Source organism: Methylobacterium sp. E-065 (genome assembly GCF_022829605.1).
Lineage (GTDB): Bacteria > Pseudomonadota > Alphaproteobacteria > Rhizobiales > Beijerinckiaceae > Methylobacterium.
On record NZ_JAKSYD010000220.1, the window covers coordinates 1 to 20286 of the forward strand.

15 protein-coding genes and 4 pseudogenes are annotated in these 20286 nt (G+C 68.6%); 2 read left to right on the forward strand and 17 right to left on the reverse strand.

Annotated elements, in window-relative coordinates; translation table 11 throughout:
• Positions 1-376, forward strand: a pseudogene (locus MKK84_RS25760) (porin family protein); the annotation flags it as partial.
• Positions 377-811: 435 nt separating this feature from the next.
• On the opposite strand, the gene MKK84_RS25765 reads toward MKK84_RS25760, so the two are convergent.
• The 6 genes from MKK84_RS25765 to MKK84_RS25790 all read right to left on the reverse strand — a co-directional run bounded on the left by MKK84_RS25765 (position 812) and on the right by MKK84_RS25790 (position 5999).
• Positions 812-1813 carry a 4-hydroxyproline epimerase gene (locus MKK84_RS25765; protein ID WP_243924871.1) on the reverse strand — a complete coding sequence of 334 codons (1002 nt, stop codon included), beginning with the start codon at positions 1811-1813 and terminating at the stop codon, positions 812-814.
• Positions 1814-1826: 13 nt separating this feature from the next.
• Positions 1827-3077: an NAD(P)/FAD-dependent oxidoreductase gene (locus MKK84_RS25770; protein WP_243924872.1), complete on the reverse strand. Its 1251-nt coding sequence runs from the start codon at positions 3075-3077 to the stop codon at positions 1827-1829.
• Between the two features lies 1 nt (position 3078).
• Positions 3079-3801 carry an amino acid ABC transporter ATP-binding protein gene (locus MKK84_RS25775; protein ID WP_243924873.1) on the reverse strand — a complete coding sequence of 241 codons (723 nt, stop codon included), beginning with the start codon at positions 3799-3801 and terminating at the stop codon, positions 3079-3081.
• Positions 3798-4448, reverse strand: a complete 651-nt coding sequence (locus MKK84_RS25780) for an amino acid ABC transporter permease (RefSeq protein WP_243924874.1) — start codon at positions 4446-4448, stop codon at positions 3798-3800. The genes MKK84_RS25775 and MKK84_RS25780 overlap by 4 nt, the downstream gene beginning before the upstream one ends.
• 11 nt (positions 4449-4459) lie before the next feature.
• Positions 4460-5125: an amino acid ABC transporter permease gene (locus MKK84_RS25785; RefSeq protein ID WP_243924875.1), complete on the reverse strand. Its 666-nt coding sequence runs from the start codon at positions 5123-5125 to the stop codon at positions 4460-4462.
• A 67-nt stretch (positions 5126-5192) separates the two neighbouring features.
• The gene (locus MKK84_RS25790; RefSeq protein ID WP_243924876.1) at positions 5193-5999 is read right to left on the reverse strand and encodes a transporter substrate-binding domain-containing protein; all 807 of its coding nucleotides are present in this window, start codon (positions 5997-5999) and stop codon (positions 5193-5195) included.
• A gap of 170 nt (positions 6000-6169) precedes the next feature.
• On the opposite strand from MKK84_RS25790, the gene MKK84_RS25795 reads away from it, so the two are divergent.
• Positions 6170-7207 carry an Ldh family oxidoreductase gene (locus MKK84_RS25795; RefSeq protein WP_243924877.1) on the forward strand — a complete coding sequence of 346 codons (1038 nt, stop codon included), beginning with the start codon at positions 6170-6172 and terminating at the stop codon, positions 7205-7207.
• Between the two features lie 137 nt (positions 7208-7344).
• Here the strand turns inward: MKK84_RS25795 and MKK84_RS25800 are convergent, their stop codons facing one another.
• From MKK84_RS25800 to MKK84_RS25850, 11 genes and pseudogenes are all read right to left on the reverse strand, one after another.
• Positions 7345-8289 (reverse strand): dihydrodipicolinate synthase family protein, encoded by a 945-nt coding sequence (locus MKK84_RS25800; protein ID WP_243924878.1) that lies wholly within the window; start codon positions 8287-8289, stop codon positions 7345-7347.
• A gap of 116 nt (positions 8290-8405) precedes the next feature.
• Complete coding sequence (locus tag MKK84_RS25805) at positions 8406-9107, reverse strand: GntR family transcriptional regulator (protein ID WP_243924879.1); 702 nt, start codon at positions 9105-9107, stop codon at positions 8406-8408.
• A 139-nt stretch (positions 9108-9246) separates the two neighbouring features.
• Positions 9247-10001, reverse strand: a pseudogene (locus MKK84_RS25810) (IS5 family transposase).
• A gap of 95 nt (positions 10002-10096) precedes the next feature.
• Positions 10097-10854: pseudogene (locus MKK84_RS25815) on the reverse strand (IS5 family transposase).
• Between the two features lie 208 nt (positions 10855-11062).
• Positions 11063-11338 (reverse strand): annotated as a pseudogene (locus MKK84_RS25820) (transposase); the annotation flags it as partial.
• Positions 11339-11595: 257 nt separating this feature from the next.
• Entirely contained in the window at positions 11596-11988 is a 393-nt protein-coding gene (locus tag MKK84_RS25825) for a ParB N-terminal domain-containing protein (protein ID WP_243924881.1), read from the reverse strand.
• Positions 11985-13217, reverse strand: a complete 1233-nt coding sequence (locus MKK84_RS25830) for a type III PLP-dependent enzyme (RefSeq protein ID WP_243924882.1) — start codon at positions 13215-13217, stop codon at positions 11985-11987. Before MKK84_RS25830 ends, MKK84_RS25825 begins: the two co-directional genes overlap by 4 nt.
• On the reverse strand, positions 13190-13969 hold the full coding sequence (locus MKK84_RS25835) for an HpcH/HpaI aldolase family protein (protein WP_243924883.1): 780 nt from the start codon (positions 13967-13969) through the stop codon (positions 13190-13192). The genes MKK84_RS25830 and MKK84_RS25835 overlap by 28 nt, the downstream gene beginning before the upstream one ends.
• Positions 13966-17388 (reverse strand): IucA/IucC family protein, encoded by a 3423-nt coding sequence (locus MKK84_RS25840; protein ID WP_243924884.1) that lies wholly within the window; start codon positions 17386-17388, stop codon positions 13966-13968. Before MKK84_RS25840 ends, MKK84_RS25835 begins: the two co-directional genes overlap by 4 nt.
• Positions 17385-18554, reverse strand: a complete 1170-nt coding sequence (locus tag MKK84_RS25845) for a hypothetical protein (protein WP_243924885.1) — start codon at positions 18552-18554, stop codon at positions 17385-17387. Before MKK84_RS25845 ends, MKK84_RS25840 begins: the two co-directional genes overlap by 4 nt.
• Positions 18551-20281 (reverse strand): IucA/IucC family protein, encoded by a 1731-nt coding sequence (locus tag MKK84_RS25850; RefSeq protein WP_243924886.1) that lies wholly within the window; start codon positions 20279-20281, stop codon positions 18551-18553. The genes MKK84_RS25845 and MKK84_RS25850 overlap by 4 nt, the downstream gene beginning before the upstream one ends.
• Positions 20282-20286 lie beyond the last annotated feature (5 nt).

Here is a 20286-nt window from a genome sequence, read left to right on the forward strand (position 1 = left end):
GGGCGTCAGCTCTGGGTACGCTGTCGACGCCACCCTTGGGTACGGCACCGACGTCTTCGCCGACGGCTCGGGCATCGCTGACCGTGCGATCGTCGGCTACGCCGGCAACGAAAGCTTCCGCGCCGGATACGCGGTCGGCGACGGCATCGCGTCCGCGCTCCCGACCGACTCGTTCCTGAACTGCTTCCGCTCCGCGGCCGTGACGCTCAAGGTCGAAGGCCTCGACGTCCACCTCGCCCGCAACACCCGCAACCAGGGCGCGTTCGTCATCAACGCCGCCAACAACTTCCCGGTCGTCACCAGCGGCGTCGGCCGCCGCTCCGACGAGTTCGCCGTCGTCCGCGCCGGCCTGAACTACAAGTTCGGCTCGTACTGAGATCCGGTCGCGCTGCTCCCGGCCATCCTGCCGGGAGAACGCGGCGGCGGGCGAGGGGGCGTTGGTCCTCCCCACCGTTCACCGCCGTCGAAGAGCAGCCGATGGGCTGCCCTTCGCGTTTCCAGCCCGATCACACGGGCCGCGCAATCGGCGACACCCTGGGGGCACCCGCTCCCGGGGTGTTTCTTTGTCGTGAGGCGAGGCGCCGTCACGCCTATCGCCCGGCGGGCAGTTTGATCAGGTCTGTGCTTCAGCGCACCGTCCAAAACAGCCGATCGCACATAGCGTGGTCGTGGGCTGCAGTGCCCCCTCGGCAGCCCGATCCAGCGGCGCAGTGACCCTCCCGGGTTGCTGCGCCGTTGTGGTTCGAGCGGGCGCTCTCATCGACACGGCGCAAGCGGCCGCCGGAGGTCCGGCGAGGCCTGCGGCCCGTGATCAGGTCACGACGAAACCGTGCGCGAAGGGATCGCGGTCGTCGATGAAGATCGTGTTGATTCCGGTCTGGCGCGCCCAGCCGGCGATCGAGGAAACGATGGCGGAACGGTCCGCCACGCTCGCTACCGCTTCGACCCGCCCCTTGAACAGCGAGCCGATGATCGACTCGTGCACGAAATCGTCGCCCACGGCGAGTTTCCCCTTGGCGGCAAGCTGCGCCATCCGCGCGGAGGTTCCCGTCCCGCAGGGGCTACGGTCGATCGCCTTGTCGCCGTAGAAGACGGCGTTGCGGGCATCGGCCTGCGGATCCCGGGGGGCGCCCGTCCAGAGAATGTGGCTGAGGCCGCAGATCTCCGGGTGCTCCGGATGCACGAACGTGTACTTGGCGTTGAGTGCAGCGCGCAGCTTCGGAGACCATCCGACCAACTCTCCGGCCGTGTGGTCGGCGAGGTCCCGGAAGTTCCGCTGCGGCTCCACGATGGCGTAGAAGTTGCCCCCGTAGGCGACATCGATCACGATCTCGCCGAGCCCATCCACCTCCGCCGTCAGCCCTTCGGCGAACAGGAAGCCCGGCACGTTGGTCAGCCGGACCTCCTCCACGAAGCGCCCCTCCTGGCGGTAGGTGATCTCCACCTTGCCCGCCGGGGTGTCGAGGGACAGGCGGCCGGGCGTGCGAGGCGTCACCAGCCCGTTCTCGACCGCCATGGTGACGGTGCCGATCGTCCCGTGACCGCACATCGGCAGGCAGCCCGACGTCTCGATGAACAGGACGGCGACGTCGCAGTCGGCCCGGGTCGGCGGGTAGAGGATCGAGCCCGACATCATGTCGTGTCCGCGGGGCTCGAACATCAGGCCGGTGCGTACCCAGTCGTAATCGCGCAGGAAGTGGGCCCGCCGCTCCAGCATCGTCGCCCCGTCGAGGCGCGGGCCGCCCCCCGTCACGAGGCGGACCGGGTTCCCGCAGGTATGCCCGTCGAGGCAGGAGAACGTGTGGTTGGCCATGGGCGAGTCTCGGTCAGAAGCGGCGTGGCGAGAACGGGGCGATGTCGATGGGGGGTGATCGGCCGGTCAGCAGGTCGGCGACGAGGCGGGCCGTGCCCGCCGATTGGGTCAGCCCGAGATGGCCGTGGCCGAAGGCGTAGACCACGCGGGGTGTCGCACGCGCCGGGCCGATGACCGGCAGGCTGTCGGGCAGGGAGGGGCGGAACCCCATCCACGGGCGGCCGCCTTCGGGTTTCAGATCGGGCAGGAAGGCACGCGCCTTGGCCAGCATCGCCTGGGCCCGGCGGAAATTCGGAGGCCGCTCCAACCCGCCGAACTCCACGGCGCCACCGACGCGGATGCCGTCCGTCAGGCGGGTGACGACGAAGCCATGGCCGCCGAAGGTGATCTGGGTGCGCAGGTCCAGGGCACCGGCGGGCAGGGTGGTGTTGTAGCCGCGCTCGGTCTCGAGGGGGATCCGCTCGCCCAGTGTCCGAGCGATGCGGTGCGAGAAGGCGCCCGCCGCGAGCACGACCGAGGCGGCCCGGCGCATACCCGCATCGGTCTCGATGACGACCGCGTCGCCGTCGGGGCGAAGCCCGGTCACGGCGGCCCGCGCGATCGTCCCGCCGGCCGCCCGCAGCCGGTCGGCGAGGGCGACGGTGTAGTCCTTCGGGTCGGAGATCGCGTACCAGTCCGGCGTGAAGGTGCCCCGGACGAACCGCGGGGCGAGGCCGGGCTGAAGAGCGGCCATCTCTTCCGCCGTCAGGTGATTGAACGCGATGCCGTGCCCGGCCCGCGCCTCCCAGCCCGGAAGCGAGGCCGCGAACTCGGCCTCGCTTTCGTAGACCTGGAGATTGCCCTCCCGGCGCAGCATCGCAGCCGTGCCGCTCAAGGCAAGGAACGGCTCGAGTTCCGCCTTCGAGAGATCCATCAGGGCGGTTTGGGCCTCCGTCGAGGCCGCGACCCGCCCGGGGGCGCAGGCCCGGCCGAAGCGGAGCATCCACGGCAGGAGGAGGGGCGCGTAGGCCGGCGGTACGCTCAAGGGCCCGAGGGGATCGATCAGCCAGCGCGGCGCCTTGCGCAGGATGCCGGGCGAGGCCAGGGGCAGGATGTCGGAGAAGGCGAAGGCGCCGGCATTGCCGGCCGAGGCGCCTGCTGCCGGTCCCTCCCGGTCCAGCACCGTCACCGGGAATCCCCGCGCCTGGAGCGCCAGCCCGGCCGAGAGGCCGATGACCCCCGCGCCGATCACCACGACGCGCCCGTCCTGTGACGCCGTGCCCATCTCAGTGGGTCGCCGCGAGGAAGGCGCGGGTCTCCGGCTCACGCGGCGCGCCGAACAGCGCGTCCGGCGGCGCGATCTCGGCCATCACCCCCCGATGGAAGAAGGCGACCCGGTCGGACACCTCCCGGGCGAACTTCATCTCGTGGGTGACGCAGATCATCGTCATCCCCTGGGAGGCGAGCATCCGCAGCGTGTCGAGCACCTCTCCGACCAGCATCGGGTCGAGGGCCGAGGTCACCTCGTCGAACAGCATATATTCCGGCGACATCGCCAGGGCGCGGGCGATGGCCATCCGCTGCTGCTGGCCGCCCGACAACCGGGTCGGGTAGACCGTGAGCTTGTCGGCAAGGCCGACGGCGGTGAGGTGCTTGAGCGCGATCTCCTCAGCGGCCTGCCGCGTCAGCCCGAGGACCTTGCGCGGCGCCAGCATCACGTTCTCCAGCCCCGTGTAATGCGGAAACGCGTTCCATTGCTGGAACACGATACCGATCTTGGAGCGCAGGGCGTCGAGATTGGTGCCCTTGCCGTGGACATCGATGCCGTCGACCACGATCCGGCCGGACGCGATCGGTTCCAGTCCATTGATGCAGGTGAGGAGGGTCGACTTGCCCGATCCCGAGCCGCCGATGATCGTCACGACTTCACCCTTGTGGACGGTGAGGTCGATCCCCTTCAGGACCTCCAGGGACCCGAAGGATTTGCGGACGTTCTGTATCTCGATCATCGGGGAGACCAGCGCTTTTCGAGAAGTCCGCCGAGCCGGGCGATGGGGAATGACAAGAGGAAGTAGATCCCGCCGCAGATCATCAGGATGAGCAACGGCTCCTGGAGGCGGGTGACCAGGATCTGCGAGGCGCGCAGCAGTTCGATCAGGCCGAGCCACAGGACCAGGGCGGAATCCTTCATCACGCCGAGCGTGAGGCCGATCCAGGAGGGCAGGGCCACCCGCGTGGCCAGCGGCGCGACGACGAAGGTCATGTCCTGCCGCCAGGACAGCCCCAGGGAGCGGGAGGCCCGGCGCAAGGGCTGCGGTACGGCGACGATCGCCCCCCGCACGATCTCGGTGCAATACGCGGCCGTGTAGAGGGACAGCACGATGCAGGAGGTCGTGAACGGCCCCCAACCGAGCTTCGCGATCGATTGGGCGGCGTTGGCGAGCACCAGCCGGATCAGCAGCGGCACCGAGCGGAACACGTCGAGCAGGAAGGTCAGCGGCGCCGTCCAGAACGGACCGAACTGGACCCGCAGGATGCCGCAGAGGATTCCGAGGACGGTGCCGCAGGCGACCGCGACCGCGGTGATTGCGAGGGTCAATCCAGCCCCCTGCGCGAGGAAGGCGAGGTCGGCCAGGGTGAGGGCGGTCGTCGGCATGGACCGCCTCCTCAGTAGATGAACAGGCGCCAGGCGACGAGCCGGGCCGCGAGGGTGACCGCCTTGGTGATCAGGTAATAGATCACCGCCGCAATCGCGAAGAACTCGAAGGTCCGGAAGGAGCGCGCGTTCAGCTCCTGCGTGACCCCGGCAAGATCGGCATTCATGCCGACCGTGACGCCGAGCGACGTCATCAGGATGGCCCAGACCATCTGGTTCGTGGTCGGCAGGAAGGCGATCCGCAGCATCTGCGGCAGCACGATCAGCTGGAAGGTTTGGCCGCCACTCAGGCCGAGCGAGCGCGCGGCCCGGGTCTGCGTCTCCGGGATCGCCGTGAGGGCGCCGCGGAAGTTCTCAGCGAGATAGCCGGCGTTGTTGAATGCGATACCGGAGAGCAGGGCCGTGAACGGGCTGAGATGGATGCCGAAGGCGCCGAGCCCGAAATGAGCCATGTAGATCTGGAACAGGCCGGGCGTGTTCCGCGCGATCTCGACCCACCCCGTGGCGATGGCCGCCGCGAACCAGTTCCCGGACCGGCGGCACAGGGTGAGGACGACGGCCAGGACGAGGCCGATCGCCATCGACTGCAGCGCGATGCCGAGCGTCACGCGGGCGCCGTCGAGCATCTGCGGCAGGGCCGCGAGGGCTTGGTTCCATCGGAAACTGTAATTGAACATCCCACGTCCTCGCGCGAACGATGACGGCAGGGCGCAGCCGATCCGAAGGCCGGCGCCCTCGCCATGATCAACGGTAGACGCCGGGGACCAGCAGGTTCGGGGCCTCGCCGCCGACCCACTTCTTGTAAAGTTCGGCGTAGCGTCCGGTGCGTACCTGTTGATTGATGAAGAGATTGAGGAAGTTGATCAGGCCGTATTCTTCCCGGCTGGCGAACAGCGACACGTAGTCGATGTCGAACGGAGCCTTGCCGGCGAGGGTAATACCGGGGAACTTCCCCGATTGGATGGTTGCCTGCACCGACGTCGCCGGCGATACCGTGGCGTCGATCTGACCCTGGCTGAGCGCGAGATAGACATCGGCCTGGGTCTGGTAGGGGCGGAACTCGCCGACGCCCCACGCCTTCACCTGCTTCTCGAGGGCAATCGCCTCGTAGGTGCCGGCCGGCGCACCGACGGTCTTGCCCTTCAGGGTCTCGAAGGACGAGATGCCCGCCTTGCCGTTGGTCGCCACGACCATCTCGAAGGCGAAATAGGGGATCGACATCCCGACGGTCCTGGCGCGCTCGAGCGTATCGGAGGTGGACGCCACGCCGAGATCGACGCGGCCGGACATCAATGCCGGGATCCGCTCGGGGAACGGTGTCTCGACGATTTCCGCCTTCACGCCGAGTGCTTTTGCCAGATCGTTACAATAATCGACATCAAAACCAAACGGCTTGTTCTGCGCATCGCGCGAACCCATCGGCTTGAAATCGAGAACGACAGCGCAACGCAGTTTACCCGAGGCAATAATGTCATCGATCTTGTCGGCCTGGGCCGGGATGACGAGCAATGCGGTGGCCAGAAGGGTCGGAATGAGCGAACCTGATCTCATGTCATCTCCCGTATCACTTCCGGCTCGCTCGGCCGTCTCGGGTTATGGCTTTCTCATAAAACAAAAATACATAAAGTGTGCAACGACAGTTTTTGCAACCTAAAGAGATGATTGCCCCTCAACAGGCACATCTTGTCCGGGATGCGGACGCCCAAACGAGGCTCGATGTCATGACCGACGGTGCCACACTCACGACCGAAGCCCTCGCCCAGCGAATCGGGGCGATCTTCCGGGCTCACGGTCTGAATGCCGTTCAGGCGGAGGCCATCGCCGGCGTGATCGCCGCTGCCGAGCGGGACGCCTGCAAATCCCACGGGATCTACCGGATCGAGGGTGTGCTGCGCACGCTGCGTGCCAAAAAGGTCCTGGGGGATGCGCTGCCCGAGGTCAGTGCGGATGACGGTACGGCGATCGTCAGGGTCGACGCCCGCGGGGGCTTCTCCAATCCCGCCTTCGCGTTGGGTCTACCGCTCCTGGCCGAGCGGGCCCGCGCCTTCGGACTCGCCGCGCTGGTGATCAACGAGGGTACGCATTTCGCGGCTCTGTGGCCCGAGGTCAAGGCGGTCGCGGCCTGCGGTCTGGCCGGTCTCGCGCTGTGCCCGAGCTATGCCACCGTGGCTCCGGCCGGGGGGCGCACGGCGCTGCTCGGCACGAACCGCCTCGCGTTCGGATGGCCGCGCCCTGGCGGCCTCCCCTACGTGTTCGATTTCGCCACGTCCGTCGCGGCCCGGGGGGAGATCGAGCTCCGGCGGCGCGCCGGTGAATCGCTGCCGGAGGGATGGGCGCTCGACGCCGCCGGCGCGCCGACCACGGTGCCGGAGGAGGCCCTCGCCGGGGCGATGCTGCCCTTCGGCGGGCACAAGGGTTCGGCGATCAGCACCATGATCGAGTTGCTCGCTGGAATCATGATCGGCGACCTCATCAGTCCCGAGGCCCTGGCGCATCTTGGCACGACGGCCCTTTCGCCCAGGCATGGCGAGGTGATTCTGGCCTTCTCGCCCGAGGCGTTTGCCGGGCATCGGGCGGGGGATCCGTTCGCCCGGGGCGAACGGCTTTTCGAGGCCATCCTCGACCAGGGCGCGCGCCTCCCCTCGGAGCGCCGCTTCCGGGCGCGTGCTGAGGCCGAACGCACCGGTATCGTTTTGAGCGGCGCCGAAGTGGCCCTCCTCGAACGGCTCCTGGCCGAGGCCGGTGAGCGGGGCGATTGAGGCGCAGGGACGAATACAGCCGCCGCTCCCGATGAGGCGGCGGCTGCGGCCTTGGCACGTCTTCCGGCACCGCGGACTAACACCCGTCTGGCGGACGACGCGTTTGGGTCCGAAGCTCGGGATGTTCGGGGGAGGGCCTAGGCGGCCGTCTCCCGGCTCCAGGCCGAGTACCAAGCCTCGAACAGGCGCAGCTGAGCCTCGACGTAGCCGCGCTGGCTATCGCTGAGCGTATCGGTCTCGTTGAAGTGGAGGCGGTACTCCGCGTGGCCCTTCAGCACCATCATGTGCTTGAAGTAGAGGACGAGGTCCGGACCCTCGTCGAACGAGGACAGGACCGCGAGCGCTGCTTCGAGCTCGAGCGCCCGTCGGCGGGCCGTCACATCACCTTGGGCCGCCGCCTGAGCGAGGGCACAAAGGTGCAGCACCTCCCGCGGCAGGACGTTGCCGATGCCGGTGATGGCGCCCGTCGCACCGCAATTGACGTATCCGTGGAACACCGCCGTATCGACGCCGATCATCAGCGATACGTCGTCGTCGCGGCTGGTGATCGTCTCGGCGGCATAGCGCAGGTCCGCCGGTCCGCCGAACTCCTTGAACCCGACCAGGTTCGGATGGTCCGCACGCAGCGCGAAGAAGAGGTCCGCCCGGGTGGCGAAGCCGTAATACGGGCTGTTGTAGATCACCGCCGGCAGGCCCGGCGCCGCGGCGAGGATCGCCTTGAAGTGGGCCTGCTGCGCTGCAGGCGAGGAGCCGCGCGACAGAACCCGCGGGATCACCATCAGCCCTTTGGCGCCGACCTTCTCGGCATGGGCAGCGTGGGCGACGGCCACGGCCGTGTTGACCGCGCCGGTGCCGACGATGACGGGCACGCCCGCGGCGGCGAGGCGCGCGACGCCCTCCATGCGCTGGTCATCGGTCAGGAGGGGCCAATCGCCCATCGAGCCGCAATAGACCACCGCCGACATGCCGGCGGCGATGAGGCTCTGGCCCATGCGGACGAGGGCGTCGAAATCGGGGCTGCGATCCGCCTTGCAGGGGGTCATCAGCGCAGGGATCACGCCGGAAAAGATCGGGGCCTTCATCGCGAACTCCTGGAGCCGGTCACTCGGAAGAAGCGTGAGCGCGACGGCCCCGCCGACCGGAGAGGCCACCTATGCCATCTTGCATTTTATTTGTCGACAAGAAACGCGTGGCGGTGTCACAGGACGATGCTGGTATCCCCCACTCGTGTCAGCAGCGTCTGCACCTGCTGGGCGATCTGCTCCGCATGGGCCTTGGCCAACCGGTCGGCGGCCTCGATGTCCCGGTCGGCGATGGCCTGGATCAGCTCCTCGTGTTCAACGACGAGATGCATCGGCAACTGGTCGTCATAGGAGTCGTAGTAGAGGCGCAGGATGCGCCGCCCTTCGCCGAGCAGGCGCTTTGACAGGCCGGTGAAGTACGGATTTCGGGCCGCCTCGGCGATGGCAATGTGAAACGCGGCGTTGATGGCGATCATCGCGAGGGCGTCCTGCGACTGCACCGCCGTGGCATAATCGGCCTGCACGGCACGGATCCCGCGCAAGTCGGCCGGACGGTGATGCCGTGCGGCGAGCCGGGTCGTCACCCGGTACATCAGCGACAGCGCGTCGAAGTAATTGCGCAGGTTGAGGAAATCGATCTGTGCGACCATGGTCGAGCGGTTCGGCAGGGTGCTGACGAGGCCCTCTTCGGCCAGCCGCACCAACGCCTCACGGATCGGGGTGCGCGACATGCTGAACCGCTCACCGAGCTGCACCTCGTCGATAGGGCTGCCCGGCGCGAGCTTGAGGTTCAGGATCTCGTCGCGCAGCAGGTCGTAGACGATCTTCGCCCCCGCGCCGCGCTTGCGCTCGGGAATGGCGATGGCATCGTCGGTCATGCGGGTCCCCGGCACACGTCGCGGTACGAGCGATGCGCAACCTTGTGCGGCTGTAAGGCGAAACCTTCAACCACGGGGCACCGTCCCAAGTCGGCCGCCTGCGCGGGGACGCTCGGCCTGTGCTAGGTAGGGGACTCATTCAGGTCCATGCGATGACACAGGAAACGAGCGCGACGGCGGCGAGGTAGTTGCAGGCCAAGCGGTCGTAGCGGGTCGCCACGCGCCGCCAGTTCTTGAGATGACCAAACAGGCGCTCGATCCGATTGCGCCGCCGATAGGCGATCCGGCTGTGCTTGTAGGGGACGGTTCGGGTGGCCGTGGACGGGATGGTGGCGATCACCCGGTGGCTCTTGAGCCAATCTCTCAGGCTCTGCGCATCGTAGGCCTTGTCGGCGATCAGGCGCTTGGGCGGCACCACGGCCTGCACCAGGGGCAGCGCCATGCTGATGTCGGCCACGTTGCCGGGCGTCAAGGCGAACGCAACCGGTCGGCCACGACCATCGGCCAAGCAATGGATTTTGCTCGTGAAGCCGCCGCGCGAGCGCCCGATGGCCTGGCTCCAGGCCCCCCTTTTCCGCCCGATGCCGAGCGGTGGGCCTTCACGTGCGTGGCATCGAGCATCAACTCGTCTGGAACAGGGCCTGCGGCTGCGATCTTGGCAAACAGCCGCTGCCAGATCCCGCGCTGCGACCACCTGTTGTAGCGGTTGTAGATCGTCGTGTGGGGCCCGTAGGCGGAGGGCGTATCCTGCCAGCGGCAGCCGACCTTCAGGACATGCAGGATGCCGCTGATCACCCGCCGGTCGTCCACCCGAGGCTTGCCGGGTTGGCCGTGCGGCAGGTGCGGCTCGATCCGCGCCCAGGCTTCATCCGAGAGCCAGAACAACCGTGCCATCGCGATCCTCCTGCGCTGGAAACCTCAAACTCAGGAAGAAAACGCAAGCGAGCGCAAATGGTTGTATGAGTTCTCTACCTAAGGCCTGGACTCGATCAGCACCAGAAGGCGACGCTGGCAGCCAGGGCGACGGCTGAGGCGTCGTTGCGGGCGAGCTTGTCGTATCGGGTGGCGATGCGACGGAAGTCCTTGAGGCGGTTGAAGGTCGCCTCGATGCGCCAGCGCTCCCGGTAGCGGCGTTTGTCGTGGCGGATCCTTGTCTTACGGCCGCGCTTGCCCGGGATGATCGGCGCGATGCCCCTCTCGCGTAGAGCAGCGCGCAGCCAATCGGCGTCGTAGCCCTTGTCGGCAGCCAGGCGCCGGATCCGGCCGGGCGCCTCGGCCAGCACCGCAGGTGCGGTCGTCACATCGCTGGCGTTGCCGGGCGTCAGCAGCAGGACGCCGGGACGGCCGAGGACATCGGTGAGCGCGTGGATCTTGGTCGTCTGGCCGCCGCGCGAGCGCCCGATGGCCAGTGTCCGCGCCTCCCTTTACCGCCATGGGCGGAGCGGTGGGCCCGGACGTAGCTGCTGTCGAGGGCGGCTGCGTCGCCGGCCCATCCGGCCTTGACCAGCGCCGCCGACATCGCCGTCCAGAAGCCGCGCCGCGACCAGCGGTTGAAGCGGTTGTAGACCGTGGTGCGCGGGCCGTAGGCGGCCGGGCAATCGCGCCAGCGGCAGCCCGACGTGAGCACGTGCAGGATGCGGGAGATGATCTGCCGGTCGTCCTTCCGCTCCGGTCCGGGCTGATCCTTGGGCATGAACGGGGCCATCACCGCCCACTGCTCATCCGAGAGCCAGAACAGGTCCGCCATCGCAGCCTCCACTCTGAAAACGGCGGCCTTGAATCACAAAACCACAGCCCCCCGCAACGGCTTGATTCGGTTTTCACCCTAGCAAATGCCGATTCGCGAAATTCCTGTGACACATTTTTGATCATGCTTCTAGACGATGGAGTTTCAAGTGTCATATGCATCATAATCGGCAGTCTTGAAGTCTTTAATTGACATTATTTTAACATTATTATGCATTGTGGCCAGATTTAAGATGTTTTACAACATTGTTTTTTTGATATGAACTATATACAGCGATGGCGGAGAGGCTGGCGCACTCACCGGGGGTGATGGTGTCGATGAGCTGGCCTATGGTCGACCAAAACCTTTCGACAGTGCGCTCGGCCGCTTTGCGCAGCAGCGCCTTAAGCTTGAAGAGAACCATCTCGATCGGGTTGAAGGCCGGCGCGTGGTGCGGAAAGAAGTGCAGTCGCGCGCCCGCTGCTTCTATGGCGGCGCGCAATGAATCAGCCCAACAACGCGGCGTGAACCCCAGCCGTCCAATGCGGCGCAAGCCTAAAACTCACCGGTATGGTTTTGCCAGAATCGGAGGCGACCATCACGGCGCACAACTCTCCATCATTGGATGTTGAGTTTGCCGTCTGTCAGGATGAAGGATGATCCCGATCGGCTGGCATTTAGTGTCATAATCCTTTTGCAAAATTTGTCGCTATCGATAGACGGTTCTATGCAAATTAATCAGTCTGCATTTAGATAAATTGCTTAGTTATGGATGAGCCGTCTAAAATTCACTATCGCGTTTTCGACTGGGCTGAAACTGTGCCGCGTCGTCTTGGGTGGATAAAGAAAGCCGTTAAGCGCGCGACGAAGGACATCATCACGTGTCGGTGTAATTTCAGGGCGCCACGAACCAAGTTGCACCGTGGAATAGTCGAAAAACTGTACTGGTACACGAGCGAAGCCGAGTTGAATCGCAGCATTTAGGCGGTGATGACCGTCCAAGACGGCAAGCGTGTTGCACTCCACACAGATAGGCTGGGTCCACGCTTGTCGATCCAGGATGAGTTCGATCACCTCACCGACCCGGGTCGGAGCGGTCTCCTCCGTCGGACGCAGTCGGGACGGGGAAACGAGTTCAATCTTCGCGATGCTCATGCCGGCACCATCCTACCTTCATTGAGAAAGAGCCGCTCCGGATGCGCATGGCAGAGGAAGTCGTGATGGGAGATGTCCCAGCCATAGGCTCCAGCCATTTGGAAGCAGACGAGATCGCCCACGCGCACCCGATCGACTGCCACATTTCGCGCGAGCACGTCCTTCGGCGTGCACAACTCGCCGGCGAGCGTGATGTCCGTGTCGATGAATTCCGGCCTTTGCCAGGGATGGGGCCACGGATCTCGAGGAATGATCCTGAAGGGATGATTGTGCGACCATGAACTCGGCAGGCGGAAGTGATGCGTGCCGCCGCGCAGGAGCGCGAAGGCGCGGCCATGCGTCCGCTTCAGGTCGAGAATCTCGCAGAGATAGGCCGCGTGGTAGGCCGCCACGATGCGCCCGCACTCGAACTGGATGCGCGGGCCCTGCGCGAGTTCTGGGCCGAGAGCGCGCGCGAAAGCTGCCACGTTGAAGCGCCAACCGAGATCGGCGTAATCGACCCCCCAGCCACCGCCGAGATTGACGATGCGAAGATCGACGCCGTGCGCCCTGGACCAGTCCCGCGCGAACCGCAGTTCGGCCGCACAGAGCGCCGCGTGACCGGCTGCGTCCCGGTTGTTCGAAACGGTGTGGAAGTGGAAGCCCTCGAAACGCAAGGACGGGCACGCGTCCAGCATCGCGATCGCATCGGCGATCGATCCTTGCTCGATGCCGAACTGGGTGGCGCTGCCGCCCATCGTCAGGGTGGTACCCGGCACCGGCCCGGCAAGGTTGACACGGAGCAGGATCGGGAGGATTGCGCCGGCCCGCGCCGCCACCGCGTTCGCCAGCCGCATGACGTGCAGGCTTTCGACGTGCAGCCGCTCCACGCCCTGGGCGAGGATCAGCCGGACATCGTCCTCCGTACGGGCCGGTCCGCCCATCACGATCCGGGCTGACGGTCCGACGGAGTCCCGTATCCGCAGCACCTCGCCCGCGGAGGCGACCTCGAAGCCGCTGACCCAGGGCGCGAGGGCGCGGAGCACACGGGGATCGTTGTTGGCCTTGACCTCGTAGAAGAACTCGGTGCCGGGCGGGAGCGGCGCGGTGAGGCTGCGAACCTGATCGCGAAGCGCGCCGAGATCGTGCAGGAAAGCACAGACCGGTTTTTCCGCTTGGGCGGCGAGGGCGACGTGCGCGGCTGATGGTCTGAACAGGGTCATCATGCAGGTCCAGCTGGAGCGCGCCACGCGCGATCGGCATCGCTCAAAGCGCAGTGCAGGAGACCGCGATCGTTGGCCGCGATGAAGCCGCGTACGCCCTCGGCCAGCAGCCGGGGCACATCGGCACTGGCGCGCGGAATGGCGAAGGCGTGGATGCCGGCGGCGCGGCACGCGCGCGCCACGACCGAACCGGCCGCCGTCACCGTGGGTGCGGAGGTCTGCCAGGGCAGGCCGATCGCCTGAGAATAGTCCGCCGCTCCGAAGAGAAGACCGTCGATGCCGCCAAGACCGGCGATGCCGGATACCGCCTCCAGGCCGGTGGGATCCTCGATCATCGCGATCACCAGCGTCTCGCCGTCAAGGCGCGCCGGCATGCGGGCCAGGTCGCAGGCCCCGTAGCGCCCGAGCCGCCCGGCGTTGAGACCGCGACAGCCGCGGGGTGCGTGGCGAGCCCGGCGCACCCCGGCGTCCGCCTGCGCGCGCGTGGACACTCGGGGGATGACGATCCCGGCCGCGCCCGCATCGAGGCATTGCAGGATCCTCTCGGAGCCCGCATCCGGCACCCGGACGAGGGCGCTCACGCCAGCCCGGTCGGCTGCCGCGAGCATGTGCTCCAAGGCGGCCCCGTCGATCAGGGTATGCTCCAGATCAATCAGCACGTAATCGAACTGCGCGGCGGCCGCGATCTCGATGATCTCCGGCGCCGGGATCGACATGAACAGGCCGCCGGCCGCCTGTCCGGCATCGAGCCGCGATTTCAAGCGCAGGCGGGCGCTCATGCCAGAGCCCGTGCAAGCGGCGCCAGAGGGTTGGCAACGCGACGGCCGTGGGCGTTCGCCGGATCGATGAAGCGTCGGGCGAGATCCTCGACGACGAGCGTCTCGGCGGCGAGACGGTAGCGCAGAGCGCCGGCCCGGGCGGCGGGATGCAGGGCGCAATGCTCCGCGAGGGCCGCGATCACGCGCGCCCAGAAACGGATCTCCGGATAGCCGAACCAGCGGTCGAGGCAGTAGCCGATCTCGGCCAGGTTCACGCCAAACAAGGCATCGACCATGAAGTCGCGCACATCCTCGACGTCCCGGGCCTCGACGTAGGAGTTGGCATTGACGCGGGTGTGTTCGGGTGGCGTCGGCGTCAGGGCTGGCCGCCGGTCCAGGTGCTCAGGAATGAAACGGATCCCGTCGTGGAAGTCCTTGAGGGCGACGCGGCTCGGCCAGCCTTCCTGGTGGAAGAGCACCATGTTCTGCTGGTGGCTCTCGACCGCGACGCCGTTGGCCAGGAGGAGATGCACGACCGGGAGCATCGCAACGGCAAGAAGCCGGTCCAGCCAGGGCTCGATCCCGTACCGTGCGATCCAGCCGGCGACGACAGGTTTCTCCCCGTCGCGATGCGTCACGGCCGTGAACGGCACGGCCCGTTCCCCGGCGCGCAATTGCGGCGTCACCGGATCTCGCCAGATCGCCGCGAGAGCCCCGCGTAGCGTGCCGGCCCGATCCCAGCTCGGAAGGGCGGTGACCGCGACGCCCATGCGCTCGGCCAGGAGCACGGTGCCGCTCGCGCGTAGATAGGCATCGTCCGCGGCGATCCGAGCGAGCCAGGCGCTGATGATCGGAGCGTTGAGCACCGTGTGGGGAGCCAGCGTGCGCGCCGTCGAGGTGTTGCGGATCGAGAGCGCCAGCTTCAGCGAGGGGGCCTCGGGTACCGTGCGATCCGCGAGCGTACGGATCGATTGCTGCGCGCCGTAGGCATGCGGCGATGGACCGACGAGGACGAGGCGCCCGGAATTCCGGTGCTCCTCGGTGCCGCCCTCGACCACGCGGCGCCACTGCCACGGGTGGACCGGCAAAAGGAAGAACTCGTCCGATCGGCCTTCGAGGCGGGCCTCGAAGGCCGATCGCGTGCGCGGGTCGAGGCTCTGCGCGATCAGGTCCCCGTCTTGCCGGTCGCCCGCCGCGATCGAGCCGGCCACGGCGATGGAGCGGTGGGCCGCGATCCAGAGCGGACGGATCGGGCGCCCGAATTCCGGGCCGTAGGCGCGGTTGTCGGCCGGCGTGAAGCCGATGCGGGATTTGAAGCAGGGATGGTAGCGATGCCCATCCTGCAAGGCACCTTCCAGCGTCTCGTAGGAGAGGTCGGCGAGGCCGCCGCCCGTTCCGTGTGCGAGTGGTGCGGCGTGGTTCCCCTGCGTGCGCGCTAGTTCCTCCGCGAAGTGCCCGTGCGTGTCCGCCTCGCCCGGCAGATCCGGCAGCAGGTCCGCCAGGAAGGCCGAGGCGTCGGTGACGGGCTCGCCACCCTCGACGAGGCTGCCGGGCTCGACCAGGATGCGCCCGTAGGCGCTCATGCGCCGCGCCCGGGCTCGATAGGTCGTCCGGCGGATCGACGGGGTGATCGTGACATCCAGGCGGCGGTCGGTGCCGTCGAGACCGACCATGGCCTCGGGCAGAAGATGCTCGTGCAGCAGGGCGCCGAGCAGTTGCGTGGCGACGCGCTGGCCCGCTTCGTCCCAGGCTCGCGGTCCGGTCCGGGCGTCCGCGCGGCGCAGCGGATTGGCGAGCGCGACGTAGGTGGGCCGTTCTCCACGACCGGCGAGGCAACTCGCGAGGTTGGCCTTGGCCGGAAGGGTCGGGGCGCGCAGAAGCCGCGAGACGAGCTCTGCGGTCGCGTCATCCTCGACCGCATCAGCGAGGGTCTCGGCAACGACGCGCCAGAGGGGTGCCTCGCCGCTGCGCGCCGCCCGTGCGACGGTCGCGACCACATGGGCGACTTGGTTGACGACGAGGTAGTAGAGCAGGCGTTCCCACGCTTCCTGCGCGCCATAGAGCACCGCCGGATCGAGCTCGCGCGGATCGAGATCGAGACCAGGGGCGAGACGCGCGAAGCGCCCGGAATCGATGCTGGCACCTTCGAGGTCGCGCACGACGAGGCGCGCCGGCTGGCCATCCTCAAGGACGAGAAGGCTGTTCTGCGCGTGTGCCTCGAGGCTGATGCCGGTCCGGGCGAACAGGCGTAGCGGTGGCAGGAGGGCAATCCGCGTGTAGGCGCGCAACCATTGTTCAGCCTCAACGGCCGTTGCCAGGGGACACCCCATCGCGGTCAGGATCGGCAGCCCGTCGCGCGGCGCGGGCTCGAGCAGGCCCGCGACCACGAAGGCGGGCCGCGCCGGCCCCTCCCGCACCAGGACGCCCGTCACCGCATCGAGCGCATCGTGATCGAGCCGGAGGGCTCCCGGCTCGCCCAGGATGTCCAGGCCGCAGGCGGACACGGTGTCCCGGACGGAGGCGAGCGCCCGCGAGGCGGCCATGCTGCGGGCGAGGTGCTCGCGGCTGTTGGTGCGGGCGAAATTGGTGATGCGCGCCGCCATCGGCAGCTTGAGGAACAGGTTCTCCCGGTGTGCGAAGACGGTGCGCACAGAGGAGGTCGGCGTCACGGGGTCGCCGGAGGGAGGCGTGAGGGTCAGGCGGCCCGCGGCGACGAGGGCGGCGATATCCGGGTCGGCCTCGAGCCGGGACGCCTGCCAGGGATGGCACGGGATCAGGACGCGGCCCGCAAGCTGCGCGTCGGGCAGCCCCGACAGGAGCGCGAGGGCGGCGCCGACCTGTCGCTCGCTCCCCGGGTCGCGCCACAGGGCCGCGGCAAGATCGGGAGATGCGATCAGCCAGCGCAGGCGGAACGACGCCGCGCGTTCGGACGCGTAGCGATCGGTGTCGGCTTCCGAGAAGCCATCGACGCTTTTTGCCAGCGGATGGAACGGGTGGCCGTGCCAGAGGCCTTGCTCCAATGCCACGGGTGCCCGGTCGAATGGCCGGGTGGCGCAGGCGCGGGCATGCGCGCGGGAGCGGCCGAGGCTGTCGAGAAGGCGCCGCCTCGTCGCCTCACGCACCGGCGTCGCCTCGGGAGCCGCGGCGTCGAGCATCCGGCGCGCCAGCGCGGCGGGATCGTCCAGATTCACGAGCCGACCCTCGGCGGTCCGTAGCTGAACTGGATCGCCCCACGCGTGGAACCCGCCGGGCGAGCGGCGCAGGCAGGGCACCGACACGGTCTCCGCGCCGAGCGGGATCGCGCAGATCGCCCCTTCGGCCGGATCGATGTCCGGAGCGTATTCCCGCAACCACGTGTTGAGCAGGCGCTCGACGGCGAGAGCGGCGTGGACGGCGGCGACGGCATCCGTCGAGGGGCGGGCGGCAGGCGAACGCCTCATGGTGTCGGGTACCGGGCACTCCGAGGACGATGGGCCGCTGCAGCCAGTGCAGCGGCGCCGGCGAGCGAGAGTCCGGCTGCCGCGAAGACGGTGCCGGACGGGCCGAGGGAGGCGAGGGCGAGCCCCGCCGCGAAGGGGCCGATGAGCTGACCCACCGTCAGGCTGGCCCGCGCACGGGCCACCGCGACGGTGCGGCTCGGGCCGAGCGCCTCGACGGCAGCGAAGAGCGCGGGCGCCTGACCGGCGAACAGCGCACCCTGGAGGAGACGAAGCGCGACGATGCCGGCGAGGCCGGTGCCGAGCGGCACGGCCGCGAAGGTCAGACCGCAGCCGATCAGCGACAGCCCCAGGGCAATCCCAGGCGAGGCGCCGTCGAGTCCACGGGCCCAGAGGGGCAGGACCAGCAGGGCGACGAGCCAGCTCAGGCTGTGCAGCAGGCCGATCAGACCGGGGGTGTAGACAGCGGGATCGTGCGCGGTCGCCCAGGCCGGGAAGAAGGCGACGAACGCGAACGCCCCGGCGCTCCCGCACATCCCGGCACAGAGCAGGGACAGCTCCCGGCGCCTGGGCCGATCGTTCGGGGACACGCCGTCGGGCTCGGCCCGCAACCGGCGGCCGGCTGCCGCGGCGGCGAGCGTCACTGCCAGGAGGAGGCCGCCGCAGCCGAGCATCAGAGGGCCGAGACAGCCGCGCTCGAAGGCGAGCCCGCCGGCGAGCGGTCCGAGCAGGCAACCCGCCGAGACCGCCTGCTGCATCAGCGCGAAGCCGCGGCCGGGGGTACGGCTCGCCGCCCGGAAGGCGAGGGCCAGCACGACGCCGCCGCCCGCCAGGCCCTGGACGAAGCGGGCGACGAGCAGCATCAGCGGATCGGCGGCGAGCGCGATCAGCACGCAGCTCGCCGCACTCAGCCCTCCGGTCCAGCCGGTCAGCGTCGGCAGCGAGAACCGCCGCGCGAGCCCGGTCCAGGCCGGCGTCATGGCCAGGGTGGTTACGGCGGGCGCGGCGAGCGCCGCGGCGGTCCAGAAGGTCGGCGCCGCACCCATCCGCGCGATATGGAGGCCGAGAAAGGGGAGCAGGGCCAGCGGTGCCGCCGTCACCGCGAGCTGCAGCAGCACCAGGGCCGCGAGGCCGGCGACCCCGATCCGCGGGCTCGTCACGGCCGTCACGAACGCCCTCCCAGAACGAGCGGGTTTGCGGCGCGTCCGAGCCGGCTCGGCATCGAGGTGGTGAGCGTCGAGGCGGCGAGGAGCGGAGTCAGTACCTCCTTGAACGGCGCCGTCGGACGGTCAAGAAGACATGCGGCGACGAGCGCCTTGCGCGCGCTGGGTGCGTCCGCCTCGGCGAGCACGCCCCGGACGGTGGCCACGAGGATCCGACGGCCCGCATCGAGGGTGAAGCCCGTTCCCGCCGCCGCGAAGGCTTCGGCGATGGCGCGCAGGGCGACATCGATCGCGAGCGTCTGGGCGTAGGCAAGGAGTTCGTCCGGACGGGGCAGCAGCAACGAGTTCCGGTGCGGATCGGTGATCAGGTAGGCGGGGACGGTCAGCCCGCTCTCGACCAGCCAATCGGGTACACACCGCACGGTGTCGTGATCGCGCAGGATCAGGCGGCAGGGCCGCCCGGCCCCGAATGCCAGCAGGGCGTTCTGGCCGTGCAGTTCCGGAACGAAGCCGAGGCAGGCACTTCGGAGAACCGTCCCGAGGACGAGACCGGCGATCTCCGAGAACAGGTCCGCGAGGTCGGGCGCGTCCCCCGTCACGGCCCGCGCGGCCGGTGGCACGCCGCCGCGCGGCGCGACCGCCAGGCTCGCGAGGGGGATCACCGCCGCGCCGCCCTCAGGGATGTGGCGCAGGGCGCAGCCGAGGAGGGCCGGGCGCTCGGCGAAGAGGTCGCCGTCCCGTTCGGCGAAATGCCAGAAGGCCGTCTCATCCGCGAGCGCGACGGACCGGCAGAGCCACGGATCGCGCGCGAGCCCGGCGGCCAGGAGGCCGGCACCGTGCAGACCGTTGTGAAGCGATTGCGGCGGCAGCAGGCGGCGCACGCCGAGCGTGCGCACGTCGAGGGGCAGCTTCAGATGCAGGCCGGGCCGGGCGGGGAATGCGACCGTGCGGAGCGACGAGGTCGCGGCGACGAGGGGCCCCCGGAAGTCGAGGGCGACGATGCGCCCGTCGCCGAGTTCGGGACCGAAGGGCTTGGGGAGCACATGGGCGGCCTGCCAGGGATGGATGGGCAGAGCGACGTGAGAGGCCGCGAGACCGCGTCTCGCCATCTCCTGCCCGAGCAGGGTGTGTTGCTGCGGGTCGAGGATGGCGGTCGCCGGCTCCGGATGACCGGCATCGGGCGCACAAGCGAGGTGATCGCGCGCGAGCGCGCACCAGGACAGGGCGAAGAACCGGCCCGCCTCCGTGCCGTAGGCGAGAACCTGCGCGCGGTCGAGGCCGTGCCGGGAGCGGGACAGGGGATGGAACGGCCGGTCCCGCCAAGCCGCAAGGCGCTCCCAAACGATCGAATCGTCCGGATGTGTCTCCGTCAGGAGCGTGTCGATCCACGCCTCCCGCATGGGGAGCTCGTCGCCGATCCGCGTCATCTCGGCCAGGGTCCGGGCGCGGATGGCTTGAGGGAGATCGGGCAGGCCGTCGAGCACGAGCGCCAGCAATGCCGACGCGTCGAGTTCCGCGCGGGTCGAGGCCGTCTCGAAACGTGCCGCGCTGGCGAGCCTGAAACCGTCCCGCCAACCGTCCGGCCGCACGCGGGCCCGGAGATGGCCCGCACCGAGGGCCGAGCGGCTCCGGAAGCCGGCGACATCCTCGATCCAGAGCGCATCGAAAAGCTCGGCGCACAGGTCCTGCGCGCGGTCCAAGGGAGGCGCTGGGGCGACCGTCGATGAGGACATGAGGC

What these genes read in the sequence shown, in the direction of transcription:
- MKK84_RS25770 (WP_243924872.1), bottom strand. Translation starts at nt 3,077, where the DNA reads ATGGGCACGGCGTCACAGGACGGGCGCGTCGTGGTGATCGGCGCGGGG.
- MKK84_RS25780 (WP_243924874.1), bottom strand. Translation starts at nt 4,448, where the DNA reads ATGCCGACGACCGCCCTCACCCTGGCCGACCTCGCCTTCCTCGCGCAG.
- MKK84_RS25765 (WP_243924871.1), bottom strand. Translation starts at nt 1,813, where the DNA reads ATGGCCAACCACACGTTCTCCTGCCTCGACGGGCATACCTGCGGGAAC.
- MKK84_RS25825 (WP_243924881.1), bottom strand. Translation starts at nt 11,988, where the DNA reads ATGAGCATCGCGAAGATTGAACTCGTTTCCCCGTCCCGACTGCGTCCG.
- MKK84_RS25805 (WP_243924879.1), bottom strand. Translation starts at nt 9,107, where the DNA reads ATGACCGACGATGCCATCGCCATTCCCGAGCGCAAGCGCGGCGCGGGG.
- MKK84_RS25790 (WP_243924876.1), bottom strand. Translation starts at nt 5,999, where the DNA reads ATGAGATCAGGTTCGCTCATTCCGACCCTTCTGGCCACCGCATTGCTC.
- MKK84_RS25795 (WP_243924877.1), top strand. Translation starts at nt 6,170, where the DNA reads ATGACCGACGGTGCCACACTCACGACCGAAGCCCTCGCCCAGCGAATC.
- MKK84_RS25785 (WP_243924875.1), bottom strand. Translation starts at nt 5,125, where the DNA reads ATGTTCAATTACAGTTTCCGATGGAACCAAGCCCTCGCGGCCCTGCCG.
- MKK84_RS25840 (WP_243924884.1), bottom strand. Translation starts at nt 17,388, where the DNA reads ATGAGGCGTTCGCCTGCCGCCCGCCCCTCGACGGATGCCGTCGCCGCC.
- MKK84_RS25850 (WP_243924886.1), bottom strand. Translation starts at nt 20,281, where the DNA reads ATGTCCTCATCGACGGTCGCCCCAGCGCCTCCCTTGGACCGCGCGCAG.
- MKK84_RS25775 (WP_243924873.1), bottom strand. Translation starts at nt 3,801, where the DNA reads ATGATCGAGATACAGAACGTCCGCAAATCCTTCGGGTCCCTGGAGGTC.
- MKK84_RS25800 (WP_243924878.1), bottom strand. Translation starts at nt 8,289, where the DNA reads ATGAAGGCCCCGATCTTTTCCGGCGTGATCCCTGCGCTGATGACCCCC.
- MKK84_RS25835 (WP_243924883.1), bottom strand. Translation starts at nt 13,969, where the DNA reads ATGAGCGCCCGCCTGCGCTTGAAATCGCGGCTCGATGCCGGACAGGCG.